This is a genomic window from Sphingomonas naasensis (assembly GCF_004792695.1).
GTDB classification, from domain to species: domain Bacteria; phylum Pseudomonadota; class Alphaproteobacteria; order Sphingomonadales; family Sphingomonadaceae; genus Sphingomonas; species Sphingomonas naasensis.
The window spans coordinates 226895-248415 of sequence record NZ_SRXU01000001.1 but is presented as its reverse complement, the minus strand read 5'-3'; the positions used below and the strand labels follow the sequence as shown (position 1 = coordinate 248415).

Genomic DNA, 21521 nt, shown 5'->3' with positions numbered 1-21521 from the left:
TCAGTCGAGCAGCCGCACCGGATCGCCCGCGCGGATCAGCCCGGGCCGCGCCGGGGTGGCGTAGACGCCATAGGCGTTGCCGAATTGCTGCGCGACGGTGCGCAGGATCCGTGGCTCTTTCGCGGCGGTATCGGGATCGATCGTGATCAGCACGCAGCGCGGGATCGGATCGGCCATCTGGACCACCGCGCCGTCCTCGCCATTGCCGAAGGCGAGCCGCTTCCCCTGCCATTCGGTGACCGGCAGCTCGCTCTCGATCATAAGGTTCATCCGGAAGCGCCGCGGATTGAGCATATTGCCATGCGCCGCCTCGACGCTGGCGTGGCTCGCGGTGGTCACGATCGAGATCGGCATCGCGTCATAGACGCCGCGCGCGACCTGGAGCAGGCCCACCGGTTCGCCGGCCGCCGCCTCGAGATGATTGTGAAGCAGCGGATCGTGGAGCGACACCGCCGCGCCATCGGGCGTCTCGACCAGCACCGCCGATGTCTTCGGGGCGCCCGGATCGGCGAAGCGGGCGCGGTGGAGCAGCATCGCCGGCACGTCGCGCGCGGTCAGCCATGGGAAGCGCGTGCCATTGGCCTTGCGGACAAAGGCATATTGGCGATCGCCCTCGATCCCCTGCCAGTCGATTTCGGCGACGCCCAGCTTCTCGCCCGCCATCGACTTGACGGGATAGCGGTGGAGCGCCGCGACATGGCCGACGATGCGGATCATGGCGGCGCGCTATCGGGCATCGGCGCGGGCCGCAAGTCGTGACAGCCGCAGCACGATCGGGCAGAGCGCGTGGCATGATCCAGCTGACTCGCGACGGCCCGGTCGCGACCATCGCCCTCGCGCGGCCCGAAGCGAGGAACGCGCTTCCGATCGCGGCATGGCAGGCGCTCGCCGCCGCCGCGCGCGGGGTGGGCGACGCGCGCGCCGTGGTCGTCAAATCCGATGTACCGGGCATCTTCTCCGCCGGCGCCGACGTCCGCGAGTTCGCGGCGCTGCAGGCCGATCCGGCGCTGCGCCCGGTCTTTCGCACCACGATGCGCGACGCGATCGACGCGATCGCTGCGCTGCCGATGCCGGTGATCGCCGCGATCGACGGCGGCTGCTTCGGCGCGGCGGTGGCGCTGATCCTCGCGGCCGACATTCGCATCGCCGGCAACCATGCCGAGTTCGCCACCACGCCCGCGCGGCTCGGCCTCGGCTATCCGCAGGAGGATGTCGCGCGGCTGGTGGCGCAGGTCGGGCAGGGCATGGCGTCGCTGCTGCTGTTCACCGGCGACCGTATCGTCCCCGACGAGGCCAAGCGCATCGGGCTGGTCGAGCTGCGGTCGAAAAAGGCGGGGGAGACCGCGGCCGGCCTGGCCAGCGCCATCGCCGGCAACGCCCCCGATGCGGTGCGGCTGCTCAAGCGCACGATCCGCGGCGGGGCAGGACTCGACCAGGCATTTGACGATGCCTTCGGCGGGGCCGAGTTCGCCGAGGGCGTCGCCGCTTTCCGCGAACGCCGGAAGCCGCTGTACCGATGAGCGACATCGCGGATATCATCGAGGGAAAACAACAGGATATCCTGTTGCTCTGCGATCACGCCTCCAATGCCGTGCCCGCCGATATCGACCTTGGCATCGCCCCGGAATTGCTCGACCTGCATATCGCCGTGGACATCGGCGCGGGCGCGGTCACCCGCGATCTCGCCGCCCGGCTCGACGCACCCGCGCTCCTCGCCACGGTATCGCGGCTGGTGATCGATCTTCATCGCGAGCCCGATCATGTCGGGCTGATCCCGCATCGCAGCGACGGACATCGGATCCCGGGCAATGACGGTGTCGACCGGGCCGGGCGCATCGCCCGCTTCCACGCGCCCTATCATCGCCTGCTCGCCGGGCGCATCCGGGCGCAGCGGCCGAAATTGATCCTCTCGATCCACAGCTTCACGCCGTGCCTCGAACATGGCGGCACCCCGCGGCCATGGCAGGTCGGCATTCTCTACAATCGCGACGCCCGCGCCGCGCGGCCGGCGATCGACTGGCTCCGCGGCCAAGGCTTCGAGACCGGGGACAACGCGCCCTATTCGGGCCGCTTGCTCAATGCGACGCTCAACCGCCATGCCGAGGCCAATGGCATCCCTTCGATCGCGATCGAGATCCGCAACGACTTGATCGGCGATGCCGCCGGGATCGCGCAATGGAGCCAGACTTTAGCCGGGCTCGCAAATTCTTTGCGCAATAGTCTTGCGCGAAATGCACTCACCGCGACATAGGCTTGCGCATCATGACCCAGCGATTCGACAAATCCCGCCTTCCCAGCCGCCATGTCTCCGTCGGACCCGAGCGTGCCCCCCACCGAAGCTATTATTACGCGATGGGCATTCCCGAGGAGGACATCGCCAAGCCCTTCGTCGCGGTGGCCAGCGCCGGCAACGACAGCGCACCGTGCAACACCACGCTCGATTTCCAGGCCGATGCCGCGCGCGAGGGCGTGATCGCCAATGGCGGCATGCCGCGCCGCTTCAACACGATCACCGTCACCGACGGCATCGCGATGGGCCATCAGGGGATGAAGTCCTCGCTGATCAGCCGCGAGGTCATCGCCGATTCGGTCGAGCTCAGCGTCCGCGGCCATTGCTACGACGCGCTGGTCGCCTTTGCCGGCTGCGACAAGTCGCTCCCCGGAATGATGATGGCGATGCTCCGCCTCAACGTGCCGTCGATCTTCGTCTATGGCGGCTCGATCCTGCCCGGCCGCTTCCACGACAAGGACGTCACCGTCGTCGACGTGTTCGAGGCGGTCGGCAAGTTCGCCGCCGGCAATTGCCCGCTCCACGAGCTGACCGCGCTCGAAAAGGTCGCATGCCCCGGCCACGGCGCCTGCGGCGGCCAGTTCACTGCCAACACCATGGCGTGCGTCGGCGAGGCGATCGGCCTGTCGCTGCCCAATTCGAACATGGTGCCCGCGCCCTACCAGTCGCGCGAGCAGATCGCCGTCGCCGCGGGGCATCAGGTGATGAACCTGATCGAGATGAACCTGCGCCCGCGCGACATCTGCACCCGAGAGGCGTTCATCAACGCCGCACGCGTCGTCGCGGCGACCGGCGGCTCGACCAACGCCGCGCTGCATTTGCCCGCCATGGCGAACGAAGCGGGGATCGAGTTCGACCTCCATGACGTTGCCGAGGCTTTCAAATCAACGCCTTACATCGCTGATCTGAAGCCCGGTGGTAAGTATGTCGCCAAGGACATGCACGAGGCCGGTGGCGTCTACATGCTGATGAAGACGATGCTCGCGGGCGGTTTCCTCGACGGCAATTGCAGGACGGTGACCGGCAAGACGCTCGGCGAGAACATCGATCAGGTCACGTGGAATCCCGACCAGAAGGTCATCTATGACGTCAAGACGCCGATCACGCCGACGGGCGGGGTGGTCGGCTTGCGCGGCACGCTGGCGCCCGAAGGCGCGATCGTGAAGGTGGCGGGCATGCACCGGCTCCAGTTTACCGGCCCGGCACGCGTGTTCGATTGCGAGGAAGAGGCGTTCGAGGCGGTCGAGCACCGCAAGATCGAGGAAGGCGAAGTCGTCATCATCCGCTACGAAGGCCCCAAGGGCGGCCCCGGCATGCGCGAGATGCTGTCCACCACCGCCGCGCTCTACGGCCTCGGCATGGGCGAGAAGGTCGCCTTGATCACCGATGGCCGCTTCTCGGGCGCCACCCGCGGCTTCTGCATCGGCCATGTCGGCCCCGAGGCGGCCGAGGGCGGTCCGATCGCGCTGGTCGAGAATGGCGACATCATCCGCATCGACGCCGAGGCGGGGACGATCGACCTCGATGTGCCCGAGGACGTGCTCGCCGAACGCCGCGCGAAGTGGCAGCCGCGCGTCAACTATTATCAGGCGGGCGCGCTCTGGCGCTATTCCCGGACCGTCGGCCCCGCCTATAAGGGCGCGGTGACGCATCCGGGAGCCAGCGCCGAACGCCATGTCTACGCGGATATCTGACCCCTATCCCTCTCCGTCATTCCCTCTCCCGCCTGCGGGAGAGGGAGGGCGCCGCGAAGCGGCGGAAGGGTGAGGGTGACCAGGGGCCGCTTGCGCACGGTAGAACGCCCTCGCGCACCCTCACCCCGGCCCTCTCCCGCAGGCGTGAGAGGGAGCATCGCGCTGCTTTGGCCACTGGTCCTTGCCGCATGCGGGTCACAACCGGCCGAGAACGCTGCCCTCCCGGCGAATGCGGCACCTGACGAGGCCGCGGCGGCAACCCCCGCTCCCCCCAAAATCCCCTGCGCCGCCCCCGGCGTCGCCGATCTCACTCCCGCCTGCACCTTCGACCGCACCGAAACCCAAGCGGGCACCATCCTCACGCTCCGGCACCCCGACGGCGCCTTCCACCGCCTCCAGATCACGCGCGACGGCCGCGGGGTAATCGCGGCGGACGGCGCCGAGCCGGCGAAAGTGACGCCACTCGGCCCCGACAGCATCGAAGTCGCGCTCGGCGGCGCCCGCTATCGGCTTCCTGCCACCGTTCGCGAGGACGCCGCGCGATGATCCCCTCGGGCGCTCCGATCGTGACTGCGGCGCAAATGCGCGCCGCCGAGCAGGCGGTGTTCGCCAGCGGTGTTGCGCAGGACGAGCTAATGGAGCGGGCAGCGGCTGCGGTCGCGCGCGAGGTCGCGCGCTTCGCGATGGACCGCCCGATCCTGATCCTCGCGGGGCCGGGCAACAATGGCGGCGACGCTTATGTCGCCGCGCGGCTGCTCCATGCCCGGGGTCATGACGTCAATCTGGTCGCCACCGGCACGCCCCAGACCGGCGCGGCCGAGCGGATGCAGGCACTCTGGCAAGGGCCGACCAGCTCGCTCTACGCCGCGCGGCCACGCCCGGTGCTGGTCGACGGCCTGTTCGGCACCGGCATGACGCGCCCGCTCGAGCGTGGCCTTGCCGCGGTCTTCGCCGATCTGGTCAAGCAAGCTGATTTCACGCTGTCGATCGACCTGCCCTCGGGGATCGATACCGACAGCGGCGCGGATCTCGGCGCACCGCGGGGGATCGACGTCACGCTGGCGCTCGGGGCGCTCAAGCCCGGGCATCTGCTCGATTGCGGGGGCGAGCGCTGCGGCACGCTGCTGCTCGCCGATCTCGACATCCCGATCGACACGCGCTGGCGCAGCGTCGCGCGGCCGCGGCTCGATACCCCGGGTGCGCACAGCCACAAATATTGCCGCGGGCTCGTCGCGGTGATCGAAGGCGCGATGCCCGGTGCCGCGCGGCTCGCGGCGCGCGCGGCGATGGCCGGTGGCGCGGGCTATGTCGTCCTCGCCGGCGATCGTCCGTGGGGCGACGGGCCCGACGCGCTCGTCCGGCGCGAGGTCCGCAGCGCCGAGGATCTCACCGAGTTCCTCGGCTGGGACCGGATCGACGCCGTGGTGCTCGGCCCCGGTCTCGGCCGCGACCGGCGGGCCGAGGCGTTTCTGCGCGCCGCCTTCGCCGCGCCCAAGCCGCTGATCCTCGACGGCGACGCGCTGACCCTGCTCGGCAGCAACGCCGCGCGCTGGCTCCAGACGCGTCCCGCGCCGACCTGGCTCACCCCGCATTGGGGCGAGTTCGATCGCATGTTCGCAGGCGAGGGGAGCAAGATCGCGCGCACCCTCGCCGCCGCAGCCGAGGCGCGCGCGACGATCGTCCATAAGGGCGCCGACACGGTGATCGCCTCGCCCAAGGGCGATGTTCGCCTGCTCGCCGGCGCCTCGCCGTGGCTGTCGACCGCGGGCACCGGCGACGTGCTGGCGGGGCTGCTCGCGGCGCAGGTGGTGCAGGAAGGCAAGGGCATCGTCCCCGCGTCCGCCGCCGCGTGGCTCCATGCGCGCGCCGCGCAGCTTGCAGGACCGGCGCTGATCGCCGATGCGTTGATCATGCATATCCCCCAAGCGGTTTCAGAATGTCTGTGAACGACGACGAGATCCTTCGCGTCGCGGCGCGCGGCGACGGCGTCACTGGCGATGGCCGTCACGTCGCTTTCGCGGCGCCGGGCGATCATCTCGCGGCCGATGGATCGGTCGTTCCCGGCCCGCACCACCAGATTCCGCCCTGCAAGCATTTCCCTGAATGCGGCGGCTGCCAGCTCCAGCATCTCGACGATATCAGCTGGACGCAGTTCATCGCCGATCGCGTCGCCGGCGCGCTCGCCGCGCAGGGGCTCGAGACGCATATCCGCGTGCCGTTGCTGTCGCCGCCCAACACCCGCCGCCGCGCCACGCTCCATGCCGAGCGCCGCGGCCGACAGGTCCGGCTCGGCTTCACCCGCCAGAACAGCCATGAGCTGATCGATCTCGAGGAATGCTGGGTCCTCGCCCCCCAGCTGTTCGCGCTGCTCGTGCCGCTGCGGGGCATGCTCGCCGCGCTGATCCCGGGCAATCGCCGGATCAACGTCCATCTCGCGCAGACCGATCAGGGCGTCGACGTGCTGATCGACGGACTCGAGGCCGAGGGGCTCGCCGCGGCCGAGGCGCTCAGCGCCTTCTCGCACCGCCACCATCTCGCCCGCCTGTCGATCGACGAAGGCTTCGGTCCGGGCGCGCGCTACGAGCCCGAGCCGGTCACCGTGACGCTGGGCGGCGTTCCAGTGCCGTTCCCGCCGGGCAATTTCCTCCAGGCAACCCCCGAGGGCGAAGCGGCGCTGGTCGCGACGGTGCAGGAGATCGTCGGCGAGGCCAAGGCCGTCGCTGACCTCTTCGCCGGGCTCGGCACCTTCACCTTCGCCTTCCCCAAGGCCAAGGTCTACGCCGCCGAGGCGGCGCGCGATTCGATCATGGCGCTCAAGGCGGCGGCGGGGCAGGCGGGCCGCGCGGTCTTCGCCGAGCATCGCGACTTGTTCCGTCGCCCGGTCAGCGCGAAGGACCTGTCGAACTTCGACGCGGTGGTGCTCGATCCACCACGTGCCGGCGCGCGCGAGCAGGCGGGCGAGATCGCCCGGTCAGGGGTGCCGCTGATCGCCTATGTTTCCTGCAATCCCAGTACGTTCGCGCGCGATGCGGAGACTTTGTGTCAAGCTGGATACCGTCTCGACTGGGTCCAGCCGGTCGGCCAGTTCCGCTGGTCGACGCATGTCGAGCTGGCGGCGAGGTTTTCGCGCTGACTAAGCGTAATCCGCGCGCACGAAGAACAACCCGTCCGACGGCGCATTGAGTCCCAGCCGCGTCCGGTCGCGCGCCTCCAGCGCATCGCCCAGGTCCGCCGCGGTCCATTTCCCTTCGCCGACCATCGCGAGGCACCCCACCATCGAACGCACCTGATGGTGGAGGAAAGATCGCGCCGAGGCGCGCACGGTCACCCGGTCGCCGTCGCGAGTCACGTCGAGCCGGTCGAGCGACTTGAGAGCGCTCTCCGACTGGCAATGCACCGAGCGGAAAGTGGTGAAATCGTGCTTGCCGACCAGCAGCTGCGCCGCTTCGTGCATCGCGCCCGCGTCGAGCGGGTTGGCGATCCGCCACGCCAACCCTTTCTCCCACGTCAGCGGCGCGCGCCGGTTGACGATGCGATACTCATAGTGCCGCGCGAGGCACGAGAAGCGCGCATGCCAATCGTCGGGGACTTCGACGCAGTCGAGGATCGCCACCGGGTTGGGCCGCACCCGCGCATTGAGCGCCTCCATCAGCCGGAACGGCGTGATCGGCTTTTCGATGTCGAGATGCGCGCGCATGCCGAGGCCGTGCACGCCGGCATCGGTGCGCCCCGCCGCGTGCACCGTCGCGCGCTCGCCGGTCACCGCGAAGGCAGCGTCCTCGATCGCCTGCTGGACGCTCGGGCCATGGTCCTGCCGCTGCCAGCCCATGAACGGCCGGCCGTCATACTCCACCGTCAGCGCGAACCGCGTCAAAGCTGCGTCCCCACCGGGATCGCGAAGCCGCGCAATAGTTCCGCCGCCGTCATGACGCCACGCCCGGCGCGCTGGACGCGGCGCAGGTTCAGGCTGGTGCCGCCGCCGCACTGTACGATCAGGCGGTCGTCAGACCTGACGACGACCCTCGACGGCCGCGGCCGGCACGAACGGACCCAGCCATGGGCTTCCACCTCCAGCACCTTGATCCGCTCCCCGTGTACTTCGAACCACGCGCCGGGGTGGGGCGTGAACGCGCGTACCTGCCGCTCGACCTCGACTGCAGGCCGGGTGAAATCGAGCCGCGCCTCGGACTTGTCGATCTTGGCGGCATAGGTCACGCCGTCCTCGGGCTGCGCGACCGCCGGATAGGCATCGAGGTCATGCAACACTGCGACCATCAGCCCCGCGCCCATCGCGCTAAGCTCGGCAGTGAGTTCGCCCGCGGTCTTGCCGTCGATCGGCGTGCGCCCCTCGAGCCGTACCGGCCCGGTGTCGAGCCCGGCCTCCATCTGCATGATCCCGACACCGGTCTCGGCGTCGCCGGCGAGGATCGCGCGCTGGATCGGCGCGGCGCCGCGCCAGCGCGGCAGCAGCGAGCCATGGACGTTGAGGCAGCCGAGACGTGGCGCGTCGAGCACAGCTTGGGGCAGGATCAGACCGTACGCGGCGACCACCGCCACATCGGCCTCCAATGCCGCGAAGGCCGCGACTGCCTCGGGCTCCTTGCGGAACGAGAGCGGCGTGCGGACTTCGATCCCCAGCGCCTCGGCGCGCGCCTGGACCGGGGAGGGTGCCACCTTTCCCCGGTTCCCGCGCCGCGGCGGCTGGCTGTACGCCGCCACGACGTCATGACCGGCGGCGACCAGCGCGTCGAGCGTCGGCACGGCGAATTCGGGGGTTCCCATGAAGATGATCCGCATGGGTCCCTCTCGCCGCTTGGCAGGGGCATGCGCAAGCCCCTATGTCTCGGTACATGGCATCCCCCGAAATCGAGGCACTGACCCAAGCGCTTTCGCGCCTTCCCGGGCTCGGCCCGCGCTCGGCGCGCCGCGCGGTGCTCCATCTGCTCAAGAAGCGCGAGACTGCGCTCGATCCCTTGCTCTCGGCGCTCACCGCGGTCAGCCGTCGGCTCAGCACCTGCGGGGTCTGCGGCAATGTCGACACCAGCGACCCCTGCGCGATCTGCGCCGATCCGCGCCGCGACGCGCGATCGCTCTGCGTGGTCGAGGAAGTCGCCGATCTCTGGGCGCTGGACCGCGCGCGGCTCTTCCCCGGCAAGTTCCACGTCCTCGGCGGCCGGCTCTCGGCGCTCGAAGGCGTCCGCCCCGAGGATCTGCGCATCGACAGCCTCGTCCGCCGCGTCGCCGCGGGCGGGATCGACGAAGTCGTGCTCGCGATGAACGCCACGCTCGATGGCCAGACCACCGCGCACTATATCGCCGAGCGGCTCGAGGCCTATCCTGTTCGCCTCACCCAGCTCGCCCATGGCCTGCCGGTCGGCGGCGAGCTCGACTATCTCGACGAAGGCACGCTCGCGCAGGCGTTGCGGGCCAGAAGACCCGTCGCGTAGTTTTCCCGGCCTTGCGGCGCGGCGGCACGCGGATTAAATTGGCGCGATGGCCATTCTACCGATTGTCGAAGTTCCCGATCCCCGCCTGCGCCTCGTCTCCCAGCCCGTCGACGAGGTGAATGACGAACTGCGCGACCTGATCGCCGATATGTTCGACACCATGTACGACGCGCCCGGCATCGGCCTCGCGGCGATCCAGGTCGGGGTGCCCAAGCGCGTCATCGTCATGGACCTGCAGGAAGAGGAGGACGAGGAGGGCAAGCCGATCCGGCAGCCGCGCGTCTTCGTCAATCCCGAGATTCTCGATCCCGCCGAAGAGCAATCGATCTACACCGAGGGCTGCCTGTCGATCCCCGACCAGTTCGCCGACGTCGAGCGCCCCGCGCGCTGCCGGGTGAAGTGGCTCGACGAGCAGGGCGCCGCGCATGACGAATTGTTCGAAGGCCTGCTCGCCACCTGCATCCAGCACGAGATGGACCATCTCGAAGGCATCGTCTTCATCGACCATCTCTCGCGCCTCAAGCGCGACATGATCCTCAAGAAGCTCGCAAAGGCACGGAAAGCCGCGGCCTGAGGCGTGTCGCACCCGACTGTGCTCCGGCGAAGGCCGGACACAGGGTAGGGGGTGTCTGGCAGCTGACAAGGCTCCGGCCTTCGCCGGAGCGCGGGCGAGTCTAGAGGTTGCTCTCCCCTCACGCAGGCTGTAAGTTCGCTTTCTGTTCCCGGAGGCGCACTTGGACCCGCTCGCTCTCATCCTGATCCCCGTAACGCTGCTCGCCGGCCTCGCGATCGGCTGGTTTCTCGGTACCCGTGGCGGCGTCGAAGCGCGCGCGGAACGCGACCGTCGCGAGAATGACTTCAAGGCGGCAATTTCGGATCTGGTCGTCGCCGAGGAACGCGCCGGCCAGCTGCCCGCGCTGCGCGAGGAACTCGCCGGCCTGCGCGACGAGCGCGACACCGCGCGGCTCCAGCTTACTGAGCTTCGCGCCAAGGCCGATGCCTTCGAGGAGCGGCTCGCCGAGTTCAAGGCCGCGCGCGAGGCGATGGCCGGCCAGTTCCGCGAAGTCGCCACGACGATGCTCGGCGAGACCCAGAAGGTGTTCCTCGAGCGAGCCGAAGCCCGGTTCAGCCAGTCGGGCGAGCAGAACGAGGCCAAGCTCAAAGCCTTGCTCCAGCCGGTCGAATCGACGCTCAAACGCTATGAGGAAGGCCTGCAGCGCGTCGAGAAGGATCGCAACGACAGCTATGGCGTGCTGCGCGAGGCGATCACCGAAGTGAAGGCGCAGCTGGGCGAGACGCGGACGGAGACCGCGAAGCTGGTCAATGCGCTGCGCGCCGCGCCCAAGACGCGCGGCCGCTGGGGCGAGCAGCAGTTCCGCAACCTGATCGAGCTCGCCGGGCTCGACGGCCATGTCGATTTCGCCGCCGAAGTCTCGGTCGCGACCGAGGATGGCGCGCTCCGCCCCGACTTCATCATCCGCCTGCCGGGCGATCAGCAGCTCATAGTCGATGTGAAGTGTGTCCTAGATGCCTATCTGACGGCGGCGGAAGCCACCTCGGCCGAGGAGCGCCAGGCGGCGCTGGCGGCGCATGCCCGGGCGGTGCGCAACCATGCCGACGCGCTGTCGCGCAAGGCCTATTGGGCGCAGTTCGAAAAGGCGCCCGACTTCGTCATCATGTACATCCCCGGCGACAATTTCCTGTCGAGCGCGCTCGAGATCGACATGGAGCTGTGGGAACGTGCCGCGCGCAACCGGGTGATCATCGCCGGCCCTTCGGCCTTCCTGCCGCTCGCGCGCACCGTCGCGGCGATGTGGCGCCAGCAGAAGCTCACCGAGGATGCGCGCGAGGTCGGCAAGCTCGGCAAGGAGATGTACGAGCGCCTCGCCACCGCCGCGACGCACCTCAAGCGGGTCGGCGGCGGGCTCAACAGCGCGGTCGACAATTACAACAAGTTCGTCGCGAGCTTCGAGGGCCGGGTGATGGTCTCGGCGCGCCGCTTCCAGGCGCTCAACGTCGACACCGGCAACGCTGTGCTCGACGGTATCGACAGCGTCGACGTTGTCGCGCGCGCGCCTGCCGTGGAATTGCTGCCGGCCAACGAAACACCCGGGGATCCGGAAGCCCGGGCGGCGGAGTAGCGTAATCCTCCCGCGGAGAGGGAGGGGACCCGCGAAGCGGTGGACGAGTAGCTTTCCTTCAGCGATGTCGCCCGCGGAGAATACCCCTTCCGTCGCGCTGTGTGCACTACCTCCCCCTCCGGAAGAGGATCTTGCGGACTTGCGCCGCGGTTGCCACCAATCTAGAACATAACGGAAACAAAGGAGAAGCTCATGGCACGAATCAGCTATGTCGAATTGCCGGTGCAGCGCGTCGGCGAGGCGCGCGATTTCTACGCGCAGGCCTTTGGCTGGAGCTTCACCGATTTCGGACCCGACTATGCGGCGACCACCGGCGGCGATGTCGATATCGGGCTCAACGGCAGCGAGGATCACGCGATCGCGCAGCTGCTGCCGATCGTCGAGGTCGAGGATCTCGAGGCGGCGCTCGCCAGCGTGGTCGCGGCGGGTGGCGAGGTGACCGTGCCGATCTTCGCGTTTCCCGGTGGCCGTCGCTTCCATTTCCGCGATACGGCGGGCAACCAGCTCGGCGCCTTCGTCAACGAGCCCGACGCGCACTGAGCCGCGATTGCCTTGGCGCGCGCGTCGCTGCTAGGGTTCGCGCGGGGAATTTTGGGGGAATGAAATGCGCTTGAACTGGCTTGCGGGGCTGCTGTTGATGGCGATGCCGCTGTCGGCGGCGGCCGAGGAACAGGAACCGTTGCTCGATCTCAGCGCGCCGCATCTGGTGGCCAAGGCGCTACAGGATGCCGGCTACAAGGCCGAGATCGCCAAGAGCAAGAGTGGCGATCCCTATATCAAGAGCGCGGCCAACGGGTCGGACTTCACGGTCGAATTCTATGGTTGCGAGCTCGCCAATGGCTGCGGATCGATCCAGTTCTACAGCTGGCGCAAGAAGGAGTCCTGGTACACGCCCGCGCTCGCCAATCGCTGGAACACGAGAAAGCGCTTCCTCAGGATCGAGATCGACGAGGACGGCGATATCGGCATGCATCTCGACGTCGCGACGGTCGGCAAGCTGACCAAGGCCAATTTCGCCGATGTGATCGACTGGTGGAGCGTGATGAGCAGCGATCTCGACGACTTCCTCGCCAAGGAAGAGGAAGCGCAACCCAAGGCGGCGAAACCCGCAGGTTCCTGAGCCGCGGCGTCTTCCGGTTGCAGCGGCGCGCATGCCTTTGTTAGGGTCGCGGCGCAAATGGGGGATTTCAAAACGATGCGACTGCCTGTTCTTGCCGCCGCGGCACTGTCCGCGCTTTGCCTCGCCGTGCCCGCCTCGGCTGAAGATACCGCGCCGTGCGGCGGCGGTCTCGTCTGCGCCAACAATCCTGCGACGGTGACGGCCGCGCTGGAGAAGGCCAAGTTCAAGCCGACTCTCACCAAGGACGCCGAGGGCGATCCGATGATCGAGAGCGAGGAGTCCTTCTACAAGTTTCAGGTCTATTTCTACGGGTGCAAGGACCACAAGAACTGCGATTCGCTCCGCTTCGAATCATCGTTCGAGAAGGCGCCCGAGAACACGCCCGATTTCGCCAATAAGTGGAATGCGAAGAAGCGCTTCCTCCAGGCCTATGTCCGTAACGACGGTGAGTTCGTCGTCGCGTACGACGTGGCGACGATCGGCGGGCTCAACCAGACCAATTTCGGCGATGTGCTCGACTGGTGGCACTCGCAGCTCGGCGAGCTCGCGACGTTCTTCAAGGAAGAGCTCAAGCTGCCCGACGCCAAGCCCGAAAAGCCCAAGGGCTGACGGCAGTCGGGAAGAAGCCTCTCCCATATCCGCGTCATCCCACCGTGAGGCGGTTACCAATGGAGAGGTGGATCCCGGAGGGTAAGACCTTCCAGCGGAAAACCTCGCGGTTTTGCGGGAAGGCCTGCTTCCGGGATGACGGTTTGATTGCGTTGTGACTTGGCCGGGACAGTTTCCCGGCCTCAGCGCAGGAAACCGGTCCTACCGCTCCATCAGCCGCGGCATCAGCTCGACGAAGTTGCAGGGCTTGTGGCGGATGTCGAGCTGGCTGGCGAGGATGCCGTCCCACGCATCGGTGACCGCGCCGGTCGAGCCGGGCAGCGCGAAGATATAGGTGCCGCGCGCCACCCCCGCGGTCGCGCGCGACTGGATCGTCGAGCTGCCGATGCTCTGATAGCTCAACCAGCGGAACAGCTCGCCGAAGCCGGGGATCTCCTTGTCCCACACGCGGGCAAGCGCCTCGGGAGTGATGTCGCGGCCGGTGACCCCGGTGCCGCCGGTGGTGAGGATCACGTCGATTTCCGGGTCGTCGATCCAGCCATGGAGGCGGCTGACGATGATCTCGGCATCGTCGCGCACGATCGCGCGGTCGGCGAGTTCGTGCCCCGCGCCAGTCAACCGCTCGACCAGCCGGTCGCCCGAGCGATCCTCGGCGAGCGTCCGGGTATCGGAAACCGTCAGCACCGCGATCCGGACGGGCCGGAACGCGATGCTCGCGTCAATTGCCACCCGCGACCTGCGTCGAGGCGGGAAGGCGGGGGACGATTCGCGCGCTGACCTTGACCGCCTTGGCGCCTGGCAGGCCGGGGAATTTGGGCCACAGGCCCTGGGTGAGCGCCGAGCGGCTCGCCGAAGCGCGCCCCTCCTGATTTTCGTACATCCAGTAATTGCGCAGCACGGTCATCACATAACCGCGTGTCTCCCAATAAGGGATGCTCTCGATATAAAGCAGCGGATCGCCATTATCGCGGCTCATCGTGTTCCAAAGCGCGACCGGGCTCGGCCCGGCATTATAGGCGGCGATCACCTTGGGAAGCAGCCCGCCGGTGAACGGCTGGTCGCGCAACTGCTCGAGATAGGACTGGCCGATCTCCATGTTGACCGAAGGCTTGGTGAGGTCGCTCGCGGCGTAGGTCACGCCCTGGCGACGGCCCACGTCGATCGCCGCGCCGGTCTTGACCTGCATCAGCCCCATCGCGCCGGCCGCGCTGCGGATTTCGGCGTTGAAGCGCGATTCCTGCAGCGTGTGCGCGAACACCAGCGCCTTGTCGACGCGCCAGCCGCCCGCCGGGGTCCAGTTGGGGGCGGGGTAGCGCGCCTGCACCAGCGGCTTCGCGCCGGCGGGGCCGTTATGCGACAGCCAGAGCTGGGTGGCGGCGAGGTTGAGCCGGCCGGCGAGCCGGGTGAGCGCGGCATGATCGCCGGGGGTGCAGAATTTGGCTTGGTGGCGCAGCACTTCGTTGGCGAGCGCGTCCTCGCCGATCTCGGTCAGCGCCGCGGCGACGCGGACGTTCGGGCGGCGCTCGAGCGCGCGCCAGTCCTCGGCGACGAAGCGCTCGCCGGTGACCGGCTTCTCCTGGATGCCGAGCGCGGCCTTGGCGAGGAGGCCGTAATAGGTCTCGCCATATTGCGCGGCCGCGCGCAGGCGCAGGCTCACCTTTTCAGGCCGGCCGCACGCCATGTCGGCGCGCGAGGCCCAATAAAAGCCCGCCGAACGGAGCTCGGTGTCGGAGGCGCGGGTTGCGACGCGCTCGAACGCCGTGGCCGAGGCGTTGCAATCGCCCTGCCGCCACGTCGCCAGCCCGGCGACCCAATCGGCCTGGCCGACCCAGTCGCCGACGCCCCCCTGCGCCTTCTCGGCCATGCGGCGGGCATTGGTGTCGTCCCCCGCGACATAATAGATCCACGCGACCTTTTGCTGCCACTCGGTCAGCGCCTCGGGGGTCAGGTCGAGCGCGAACTTCTCGACCACCGCCTCGGCCTGCAAGCCGTCATCGGCCTTGACGAAGGGCTGGATCTCGATCGCCACCGAAGTTGCGGCGGTGTCGCTCTTGATCGAGCGCGCGCGCTGGCGGACCGGCGCGCCGTCGAACCAGATCAGCCGCTGGGTGGCGGGAAGGGCAGGCGTGTCGAGCGCGCCGCGCGCCTTGGCCATGCGCACCAGCTGCTCGGCCTGGGGCAGGTCGGGCGCCTCGGCGAGCAGCGCGAGGATCGCCTCGAGGCCGACCTTGGGCGAATCCTTTGCGGTATAGAGTTCAGCGCGGGCGAGCGCGTGGAGCGGGCCGGGCTTCATCGCGTCGAGCTGGAGCTGGGCATCGGCCCAAAGCCCGGCGCGGATCGCCGCGAAGACTTTCCGGTAGTCGGCGCGCTGCCCGGCGTCGAGCTGATCGGGAACGCCGTCGCCGTCGCGCACCGGCGCGGGCGCGCTGACGCGGTTGTCGTCGGCGGTGCCGGCATCGGCATGGGCGGCAGCTGGCAGCGCGAGCAGCGCCGCGGCGATGATGGTACGCGTGATCACTCGGCTGTCCCCCGGCTCAACAGCAGCAGATGCTTCCATGCCTCGCTCTTGGCGGCCGGCTTCTCGAGAAGCCAGCGCGGAGGATAGCTCGCCACCGCCAGCGTCCTTGCACCGAAATGGTTAATGCCGTGTATACGATTGTCCGGCCGGCCGCCGCTCGTCTCACGCACGACACGGCTCGCCGATTGTCCGAGCAAAAACAGACGCTTGGGCTCGAGCAGCGACAAATGGTGGCGCGCCAGCTCAAGCAGCCGCGCCTCTTCTTCGGCGGCGATCCGCCCGGTCACCGGGCGCGCCCAGGCGAGCGGCAGCAGATAGACTGATTCGCGGCTCTGCCCTACCGCGGCGAGCATCCTGTCGAGGAGGCGTCCGGCCGCGCCCGAGAGCAAGGTGTCGGAATCCTCGGCTTCGGGAACGTCGGTGATCAGCACCCATTCGGCATCGGCCGGGCCTGTCGGCGCAAGGCGCGGCGCGTGGCCGCCGGCTTCGGGGGCGGTGTCGCCGAGCCGCCACGCGACGAACGCGTCGAGCGTATCGGGCAATGCCTCGACCACCGGTTCCGCTACGGCGGCCGGTGCGGTTGCGGCCTGCGCCGGCGGCGGGGTCCGCGCCAGCCAGTCGCGCACCTCGTCGGCGACGAGCATGTCGACGCCGGCGTCGCACCACCAATCGAGCGTGCTCGCTACGGCCTTTTGCCAGTCCTGAACGGGTTCCCCTCCCATACCGTATATTTGAATCCCAGTTGACGCGCAGGTCAATCTGCCTTCATCCCCGAGGGGACAGGACGTTGCGCACACGCGACGACAGGCGCGACGCTACGTCCAGCAGAGAGACTCGGCAGGGATTAAGAGGATGAGCGAACGAGAGTCGATGCCTTATGACGTCGTGATCGTCGGCGCGGGCCCTTCGGGCCTCGCCGCGGCGATCCGGCTCAAGCAGCTGGCGACCGAGAGCGGCAACGAGCTTTCGGTGTGCATCCTCGAGAAAGGCTCCGAGGTCGGCGCGCACATCCTGTCGGGCGCGGTGGTCGATCCGCGCGCGCTCGACGAGCTGCTTCCCAATTGGCGCGACGAGGGCTGCCCGCTCGCGCGCACCCCGGTGACCGAGAATCACCACTGGATCCTCAGCGCGAAGGGCAAGTCGGCCTTTCCCGAGTTCATGACTCCGCCCTATCTCCACAACAAGGGCACCTATACCGGGTCGCTCGGCAATCTCTGCCGCTGGCTCGCCGAGCGCGCGCAGGAGATGGGCGTCGAGATCTTCCCCGGCTTCGCCGCCGCCGAGATCCTCTACCATGACGACGGCTCGGTGAAGGGCGTCGCCACCGGCGACATGGGCGTCGCGCGCGACGGGCATCACAAGCCCGATTACCAGCCCGGGCTCGAGCTCCATGCCAAATACACCTTCTTCGGCGAAGGCGTGCGGGGGCATCTCACCAAGCAGCTCCAGCGCCAGTTCGATCTGTGCCGCGACGCCGATCCGCAGGTCTATGGCATCGGCATCAAGGAGCTGTGGGACATCGATCCGGCGAAGCACGTTCCCGGCAAGGTGATCCACACCCAGGGCTGGCCGCTGCGCGAGGGCGAGTCCAATGGCGGCGGCTTCTTCTATCACCAGGCCGACGGGCAGGTCGCGCTCGGCTTCGTGCTCTGGCTCAACTACAAGAATCCGTATCTCTCGCCCTTCCACGAGATGCAGCGCTGGAAGACCCATCCCGAGATCGCGAAGATCCTCGCCGGGGGCAAGCGCGTCTCCTACGGCGCGCGTGCGATCAGCGACGGCGGCTGGCAGTCGGTGCCGAAGCTGGTGATGCCCGGCGCGGCGCTGATCGGTGACAGCGCGGGGTTCCTCAACGTGCCGCGGATCAAGGGCACGCATACTTCGATGAAGTCGGGGATGATGGCCGCCGAGGCCGCGTTCGCCGCGGTCCAAGCCGGCCGCGCCGGCGACGAGTTGACCGCCTATCCCGAAGCGTACCAGACCAGCTGGGTGGAGAAGGAGCTGCGCGGCGTCCGCAACGTCGTGCCGCTGGTCAAGAAATTCGGCGACATGTGGGGCACGCTCTTCTCGGGCGTGGCGATGTGGATGGAGCTGCTCGGTCTGCGCTGGCCGTTCACGATGAAGCACCATCCGGATCACGAGAGTCTGTGGCGCGCCGACGAATCGCGCGAGATCGAATATCCCAAGCCTGACGGCGTGCTGACCTTCGACCGGCTCTCTTCGGTGTTCATCTCGAACACCAATCACGAGGAGGATCAGCCGGTCCATCTGACGCTCAAGGATCCCGATATCCCCTTGAACTATAATCTTCCCATATACGCCGAGCCGGCGCAGCGTTACTGTCCGGCCGGTGTGTACGAGGTCGTGGGGGAAGGCGATGATCTGCGATTCCAGATCAACGCGCAGAATTGCGTGCACTGCAAGACCTGCGACATCAAGGACCCGACCCAGAATATCAACTGGGTGGTGCCCGAGGGGGGCGGCGGGCCCAATTATCCGAACATGTAGCGGCGCGCTCGCCGCGCTGCTCGCCTGCTCCGCGCTCGCGCAGGCGGCGCCCGATCCGGCAGCCTATGTCCGCGCCCGCGCCGCCGATGCGCGCGGCGCCGCCCGGGCCGCGGCCGCCGGCTATGGCCAGGCATTGCTCGCCGCGCCCGATGATCCCGTGGTCGCCCTGCGCGCATGGCGCCAGGCGCTCGCCGCCGGCGACTATGCGCTGGCCAGCCGCGCCGGCGCGGCGCTGATCCGGGCCGGCGTGGCGCCGCCGGACACCGCGTTGCTCGCGCTCGCGATCGCGCTTCGGAGCGGTGACGCCGATGGCGCGCGCCGATCGGTCGATTTGCTCGCCAGGGGCCCGTTCGATTTCCTCGCTCCGTCGCTCAAGGCGTGGCTCGCCTTCGATCGCGGCGAGGATGCCGTGGCGCTGCTCGATGCCGAGCCCGGCGATGCGATCGCCCGGCGCTATACCCGCCGCAATCGCACGTTGCTGCTCATCGCGGCGAAGCGCACCGACGAGGCGATGGCGGCGCTCGCGATGCAGCTCGCCGCTGATGATCGCGACGACGCCCGGATCGACGCCGCGCTGTTGCTCGGCCGCTTCGGCGCGCGCGATCAAGCGAAGCGCCTGCTCGCCGGCGATCGGCCCGAATTCGTGCGGCTGCGCGCCAAGCTGGGCAAGCGGAGCAAACCCGATGCCGCGTTCGGCGCGGCGCACATGTTCCTCGAGCTGGCCGTCGAGGTCGCCGGGGAGGACATGGCCTCGCTGTCGGTGCTGCTGACGCGCGCCGCGCTGCTGCTCGATCCGCGCGACGATCGCGCCCGCCTGTTCCTCGCCGAGGCGCTGTCGCGCAGCGGATCGCACGATCTCGCGCTCGCCGTGCTCGCCGAAGTCGACAAGCGCAGCCCCTTCGCGCGCGGCGCGGCGGCGGGGCGGGTGGCGGCGTTGCGCCGCGCCAGCCGCGATGGCGAGGCGCTGGCGCTCGCCGAAGCGCTGGCGAGGGACGCCGACGCGACCAGCGCCGATCGCGAGACCTGGGGCGACATCCTCGTCGATCAGGGCCGCTTCGATCGCGCCGCCGAGGCCTATGGCGCGGCGATCACGCAGGGTGGCGAGAGCAATTGGCTGCTCCATTATCTCCATGGCCGCGCGCTCGATCGCGCCGGGCGCTGGGACGAGGCGCTGCCCGCGTTGCGGCGCGCGGTAGCGCTGGGCCCCGAGGAAGCGGCGGCGCTCCAATATCTCGGCGATGCGCAGGTCGCGCGCGGTGAGAACGTCGTCGAGGCGCAGGCGCTGCTCGAACGCGCCAGCCGCCTCAAACCCGACGACGCCGAGATCACCGATTCGCTTGCCTGGGCCTGGTATCAACGCGGCGAGGTCGCGCGCGCCTTGCCGATGCTTGAGCGGGCGGTGCGCGGCGATCCTGCAGCGGCGCGCGCCAACGAGCATCTCGGCGATGCCTATTGGCAGCTCGGCCGCCATTACGAGGCGCGCTATGCGTGGCGCGCCGCCGCGCTCACTGCCGGCAACGACGCGACCGCGCGGCTCGACGCCAAGCTCGCGCAGGGATTGAAGCCGCGGACCAACTGATGCTGACCGAAATCGCCCGCGCCAAGCTCAATTTGGCGCTTCATGTCCGCGCCCGTCGGCCCGACGGCTATCACGAGCTCGAAACGCTGTTCGCGTTCGTCGAGCAGGGCGACGTGCTGCGGCTCGCGCCCGCCGACACCCCGCGTTTCCGCGTCACCGGTCCCTTCGCCGCCGCGCTGGCCGGCGAGGGCGACAATCTGGTCACTCGCGCAGCGGCGCGCTTCGCCGAGAGCTTCGGCGGCGGCGCGCACGCGATCGAGCTCGAAAAGCATCTCCCCGTCGCCTCGGGCATCGGCGGCGGCTCGGCCGACGCGGCGGCGGCGCTGCGCGCGCTGGCGAGGCTCCATATTGTGCCGCTCGACGATCCCGGCCTGTTCGCGATCGCCGACGCGCTCGGCTCGGACGTTCCGGCCTGCCTGCTCGGCAAGACCGCGATCGGCAAGGGCAGGGGAGAGCAGCTCCAGCCGGTGACGGGAATGCCGGGCACGCCGGTGCTGCTCGTCAATCCCGGCGTCGCGGTCTCGACCGCCGAGGTCTTCCGCCGTTGGGACGGCGTGGATCGCGGCCCGCTCGGCGGTGATCCGCTGGCCGGGCGCAACGATCTGGAGGCTCCGGCGCTGGCGATCGCTCCGGTCATCGGCGAAGTGCTGGCGGCACTCGCGGCGCAACCCGGCGTGACGCTCGCCCGCATGTCGGGCTCGGGCGCCACCTGCTTCGCGTTGTTCGAGACCGTGGAGGCCTGTGCCGCAGCGGCCGTTGCCGTGGCGCGCCCGGGCTGGTGGAGCGCCGAGACCCGGCTTGTCTGATCTCCATTAAGTCGTGACCCACAACCGGCCGTTTTCGTCATAGGGTGGAACGTCCGAGACCGGGTGGATTGCTGCCAGTCTGCATTTGCGCCAAAGTGCCTGCAAAAATGCAGTCGATTGCCACAGGCGGAGCGTTGCCGTTGATCATATCCCTTGTTCAAGATGTGACAGCGCCGCCAGCATCGGCTCATCACCCTTTCTTCGACACAATGGAGAAGGTCAAAGGCGATATCGTGTATGCCGACCGGAAATCTCCCTTTTTCCTGACCATCGTCGGAAACATCTTCTATATCGGGCACCCGGCTTTCGAAGGCGGGCTGCCGGGTGACGATACTCCATATACGTCGGGGTATCTCACTGACTGCTCAACCCCGGAGCTCTCCTGTAGAGCCGCTGGGGCGCATATCTTCGTGCGATCCAAGTCCGGTCTGGGGCCGGTGTCGTTCTTTGACGACACGGCGGTCATTGCGTGGCCAAACGCGGATAGAGGGTGGTGGGGTTCCGGCTCTTGGAGCTACCATTCCGCGGACCTGCCGAAGGAATATTATGGGCGACCCAACGTCGCTTATCAATACGAGGTCAACTCAGTTGGCGTCGTGACACGCATCCTCGTTTCCTACTGGCGCGTGGGACGTGAGCAACCGCTCGTGCACGAATTAAAATTAGAAACTGTGCGCGGCATCCAGCTCTGATTGATGAGCGCGTCCTCCGCTCAGACCGGCGTTTCAAAAACGGCGCCTACCGCCGGACCTTCAAGCTAAACCAACGGCCGCTCTTGAGCAGTGCGGCGGCGGCTCCGAACGACTGGA

At 68.4% G+C, this 21521-nt stretch carries 22 protein-coding genes; 16 read left to right on the top strand and 6 right to left on the bottom strand.

Translation table 11 applies throughout. The features are described from left to right. Positions 1 to 717 (bottom strand): MOSC domain-containing protein, encoded by a 717-nt coding sequence (locus E5A74_RS01305; RefSeq protein ID WP_135982073.1) that lies wholly within the window; start codon positions 715 to 717, stop codon positions 1 to 3. Between the two features lie 74 nt (positions 718 to 791). On the opposite strand from E5A74_RS01305, the gene E5A74_RS01300 reads away from it, so the two are divergent. The 6 genes from E5A74_RS01300 to E5A74_RS01275 all read left to right on the top strand — a co-directional run bounded on the left by E5A74_RS01300 (position 792) and on the right by E5A74_RS01275 (position 7117). Beyond that, positions 792 to 1520, top strand: a complete 729-nt coding sequence (locus E5A74_RS01300; RefSeq protein ID WP_135982071.1) for an enoyl-CoA hydratase/isomerase family protein — start codon at positions 792 to 794, stop codon at positions 1518 to 1520. Continuing rightward, on the top strand, positions 1517 to 2251 hold the full coding sequence (locus E5A74_RS01295; protein ID WP_135982069.1) for an N-formylglutamate amidohydrolase: 735 nt from the start codon (positions 1517 to 1519) through the stop codon (positions 2249 to 2251). The genes E5A74_RS01300 and E5A74_RS01295 overlap by 4 nt, the downstream gene beginning before the upstream one ends. Before the next feature lie 11 nt (positions 2252 to 2262). Continuing rightward, a complete protein-coding gene (ilvD, locus tag E5A74_RS01290) occupies positions 2263 to 3984 on the top strand; it encodes a dihydroxy-acid dehydratase (RefSeq protein WP_135982068.1) in 1722 nt (573 codons plus the stop codon). 144 nt (positions 3985 to 4128) lie between these two features. Next, positions 4129 to 4530, top strand: a complete 402-nt coding sequence (locus E5A74_RS21085; protein WP_206365736.1) for a hypothetical protein — start codon at positions 4129 to 4131, stop codon at positions 4528 to 4530. After that, entirely contained in the window at positions 4527 to 5930 is a 1404-nt protein-coding gene (locus E5A74_RS01280; protein WP_135982066.1) for an NAD(P)H-hydrate dehydratase, read from the top strand. Before E5A74_RS21085 ends, E5A74_RS01280 begins: the two co-directional genes overlap by 4 nt. After that, positions 5921 to 7117, top strand: coding sequence for a class I SAM-dependent RNA methyltransferase (locus E5A74_RS01275; RefSeq protein WP_135982064.1), 1197 nt, complete (start codon positions 5921 to 5923; stop codon positions 7115 to 7117). The genes E5A74_RS01280 and E5A74_RS01275 overlap by 10 nt, the downstream gene beginning before the upstream one ends. Here E5A74_RS01275 and truA read toward each other — a convergent pair whose 3' ends face one another. Together truA and fmt are read right to left on the bottom strand one after the other, a co-directional pair. Next, positions 7118 to 7858: a tRNA pseudouridine(38-40) synthase TruA gene (gene truA / locus E5A74_RS01270; RefSeq protein WP_135982062.1), complete on the bottom strand. Its 741-nt coding sequence runs from the start codon at positions 7856 to 7858 to the stop codon at positions 7118 to 7120. Continuing rightward, complete coding sequence (gene fmt, locus E5A74_RS01265) at positions 7855 to 8781, bottom strand: methionyl-tRNA formyltransferase (protein WP_135982060.1); 927 nt, start codon at positions 8779 to 8781, stop codon at positions 7855 to 7857. The genes truA and fmt overlap by 4 nt, the downstream gene beginning before the upstream one ends. Positions 8782 to 8834: 53 nt before the next feature. Here fmt and recR point away from each other — a divergent pair, with 53 nt between their 5' ends. The 6 genes from recR to E5A74_RS01235 all read left to right on the top strand — a co-directional run bounded on the left by recR (position 8835) and on the right by E5A74_RS01235 (position 13301). Further along, entirely contained in the window at positions 8835 to 9431 is a 597-nt protein-coding gene (recR, locus tag E5A74_RS01260; protein WP_135982058.1) for a recombination mediator RecR, read from the top strand. Positions 9432 to 9477: 46 nt separating this feature from the next. Continuing rightward, positions 9478 to 10005, top strand: a complete 528-nt coding sequence (gene def / locus E5A74_RS01255) for a peptide deformylase (protein ID WP_135982056.1) — start codon at positions 9478 to 9480, stop codon at positions 10003 to 10005. Between the two features lie 160 nt (positions 10006 to 10165). After that, positions 10166 to 11572 carry a DNA recombination protein RmuC gene (locus tag E5A74_RS01250; RefSeq protein ID WP_135982055.1) on the top strand — a complete coding sequence of 469 codons (1407 nt, stop codon included), beginning with the start codon at positions 10166 to 10168 and terminating at the stop codon, positions 11570 to 11572. 192 nt (positions 11573 to 11764) lie between these two features. Continuing rightward, positions 11765 to 12112 (top strand): VOC family protein, encoded by a 348-nt coding sequence (locus E5A74_RS01245; RefSeq protein ID WP_135982053.1) that lies wholly within the window; start codon positions 11765 to 11767, stop codon positions 12110 to 12112. Between the two features lie 70 nt (positions 12113 to 12182). Continuing rightward, entirely contained in the window at positions 12183 to 12692 is a 510-nt protein-coding gene (locus E5A74_RS01240) for a YbjN domain-containing protein (protein WP_166745559.1), read from the top strand. Between the two features lie 75 nt (positions 12693 to 12767). Continuing rightward, a complete protein-coding gene (locus E5A74_RS01235) occupies positions 12768 to 13301 on the top strand; it encodes a YbjN domain-containing protein (protein WP_135982049.1) in 534 nt (177 codons plus the stop codon). 201 nt (positions 13302 to 13502) lie between these two features. Here E5A74_RS01235 and moaB read toward each other — a convergent pair whose 3' ends face one another. Genes moaB through E5A74_RS01220 form a run of 3 tightly spaced genes read right to left on the bottom strand, consistent with a single transcriptional unit; the run spans position 13503 to position 16541 of the window. Then, positions 13503 to 14030 (bottom strand): molybdenum cofactor biosynthesis protein B, encoded by a 528-nt coding sequence (moaB, locus tag E5A74_RS01230; protein WP_135982047.1) that lies wholly within the window; start codon positions 14028 to 14030, stop codon positions 13503 to 13505. After that, on the bottom strand, positions 14020 to 15819 hold the full coding sequence (locus E5A74_RS01225) for a lytic transglycosylase domain-containing protein (protein WP_240699589.1): 1800 nt from the start codon (positions 15817 to 15819) through the stop codon (positions 14020 to 14022). The genes moaB and E5A74_RS01225 overlap by 11 nt, the downstream gene beginning before the upstream one ends. Next, complete coding sequence (locus E5A74_RS01220; protein WP_135982043.1) at positions 15816 to 16541, bottom strand: uracil-DNA glycosylase family protein; 726 nt, start codon at positions 16539 to 16541, stop codon at positions 15816 to 15818. The genes E5A74_RS01225 and E5A74_RS01220 overlap by 4 nt, the downstream gene beginning before the upstream one ends. A 130-nt stretch (positions 16542 to 16671) precedes the next feature. Between E5A74_RS01220 and E5A74_RS01215 the strand changes: the two genes are divergently transcribed. The 4 genes from E5A74_RS01215 to E5A74_RS01200 all read left to right on the top strand — a co-directional run bounded on the left by E5A74_RS01215 (position 16672) and on the right by E5A74_RS01200 (position 21404). Further along, positions 16672 to 18327: an electron transfer flavoprotein-ubiquinone oxidoreductase gene (locus tag E5A74_RS01215; protein ID WP_135982041.1), complete on the top strand. Its 1656-nt coding sequence runs from the start codon at positions 16672 to 16674 to the stop codon at positions 18325 to 18327. A 133-nt stretch (positions 18328 to 18460) separates the two neighbouring features. After that, a complete protein-coding gene (locus tag E5A74_RS01210; protein ID WP_240699588.1) occupies positions 18461 to 19906 on the top strand; it encodes a tetratricopeptide repeat protein in 1446 nt (481 codons plus the stop codon). After that, on the top strand, positions 19906 to 20712 hold the full coding sequence (locus E5A74_RS01205; protein WP_135982039.1) for a 4-(cytidine 5'-diphospho)-2-C-methyl-D-erythritol kinase: 807 nt from the start codon (positions 19906 to 19908) through the stop codon (positions 20710 to 20712). Before E5A74_RS01210 ends, E5A74_RS01205 begins: the two co-directional genes overlap by 1 nt. Before the next feature lie 107 nt (positions 20713 to 20819). Further along, complete coding sequence (locus E5A74_RS01200) at positions 20820 to 21404, top strand: hypothetical protein (RefSeq protein ID WP_135982037.1); 585 nt, start codon at positions 20820 to 20822, stop codon at positions 21402 to 21404. Positions 21405 to 21521 lie beyond the last annotated feature (117 nt).

What these genes read in the sequence shown, in the direction of transcription:
- E5A74_RS01305 (WP_135982073.1), bottom strand. Translation starts at nt 717, where the DNA reads ATGATCCGCATCGTCGGCCATGTCGCGGCGCTCCACCGCTATCCCGTC.
- E5A74_RS01300 (WP_135982071.1), top strand. Translation starts at nt 792, where the DNA reads ATGATCCAGCTGACTCGCGACGGCCCGGTCGCGACCATCGCCCTCGCG.
- E5A74_RS01295 (WP_135982069.1), top strand. Translation starts at nt 1,517, where the DNA reads ATGAGCGACATCGCGGATATCATCGAGGGAAAACAACAGGATATCCTG.
- ilvD (WP_135982068.1), top strand. Translation starts at nt 2,263, where the DNA reads ATGACCCAGCGATTCGACAAATCCCGCCTTCCCAGCCGCCATGTCTCC.
- E5A74_RS01280 (WP_135982066.1), top strand. Translation starts at nt 4,527, where the DNA reads ATGATCCCCTCGGGCGCTCCGATCGTGACTGCGGCGCAAATGCGCGCC.
- E5A74_RS01275 (WP_135982064.1), top strand. Translation starts at nt 5,921, where the DNA reads ATGTCTGTGAACGACGACGAGATCCTTCGCGTCGCGGCGCGCGGCGAC.
- fmt (WP_135982060.1), bottom strand. Translation starts at nt 8,781, where the DNA reads ATGCGGATCATCTTCATGGGAACCCCCGAATTCGCCGTGCCGACGCTC.
- recR (WP_135982058.1), top strand. Translation starts at nt 8,835, where the DNA reads ATGGCATCCCCCGAAATCGAGGCACTGACCCAAGCGCTTTCGCGCCTT.
- def (WP_135982056.1), top strand. Translation starts at nt 9,478, where the DNA reads ATGGCCATTCTACCGATTGTCGAAGTTCCCGATCCCCGCCTGCGCCTC.
- E5A74_RS01245 (WP_135982053.1), top strand. Translation starts at nt 11,765, where the DNA reads ATGGCACGAATCAGCTATGTCGAATTGCCGGTGCAGCGCGTCGGCGAG.
- E5A74_RS01235 (WP_135982049.1), top strand. Translation starts at nt 12,768, where the DNA reads ATGCGACTGCCTGTTCTTGCCGCCGCGGCACTGTCCGCGCTTTGCCTC.
- E5A74_RS01220 (WP_135982043.1), bottom strand. Translation starts at nt 16,541, where the DNA reads ATGGGAGGGGAACCCGTTCAGGACTGGCAAAAGGCCGTAGCGAGCACG.
- E5A74_RS01215 (WP_135982041.1), top strand. Translation starts at nt 16,672, where the DNA reads ATGAGCGAACGAGAGTCGATGCCTTATGACGTCGTGATCGTCGGCGCG.
- E5A74_RS01205 (WP_135982039.1), top strand. Translation starts at nt 19,906, where the DNA reads ATGCTGACCGAAATCGCCCGCGCCAAGCTCAATTTGGCGCTTCATGTC.
- E5A74_RS01200 (WP_135982037.1), top strand. Translation starts at nt 20,820, where the DNA reads ATGCAGTCGATTGCCACAGGCGGAGCGTTGCCGTTGATCATATCCCTT.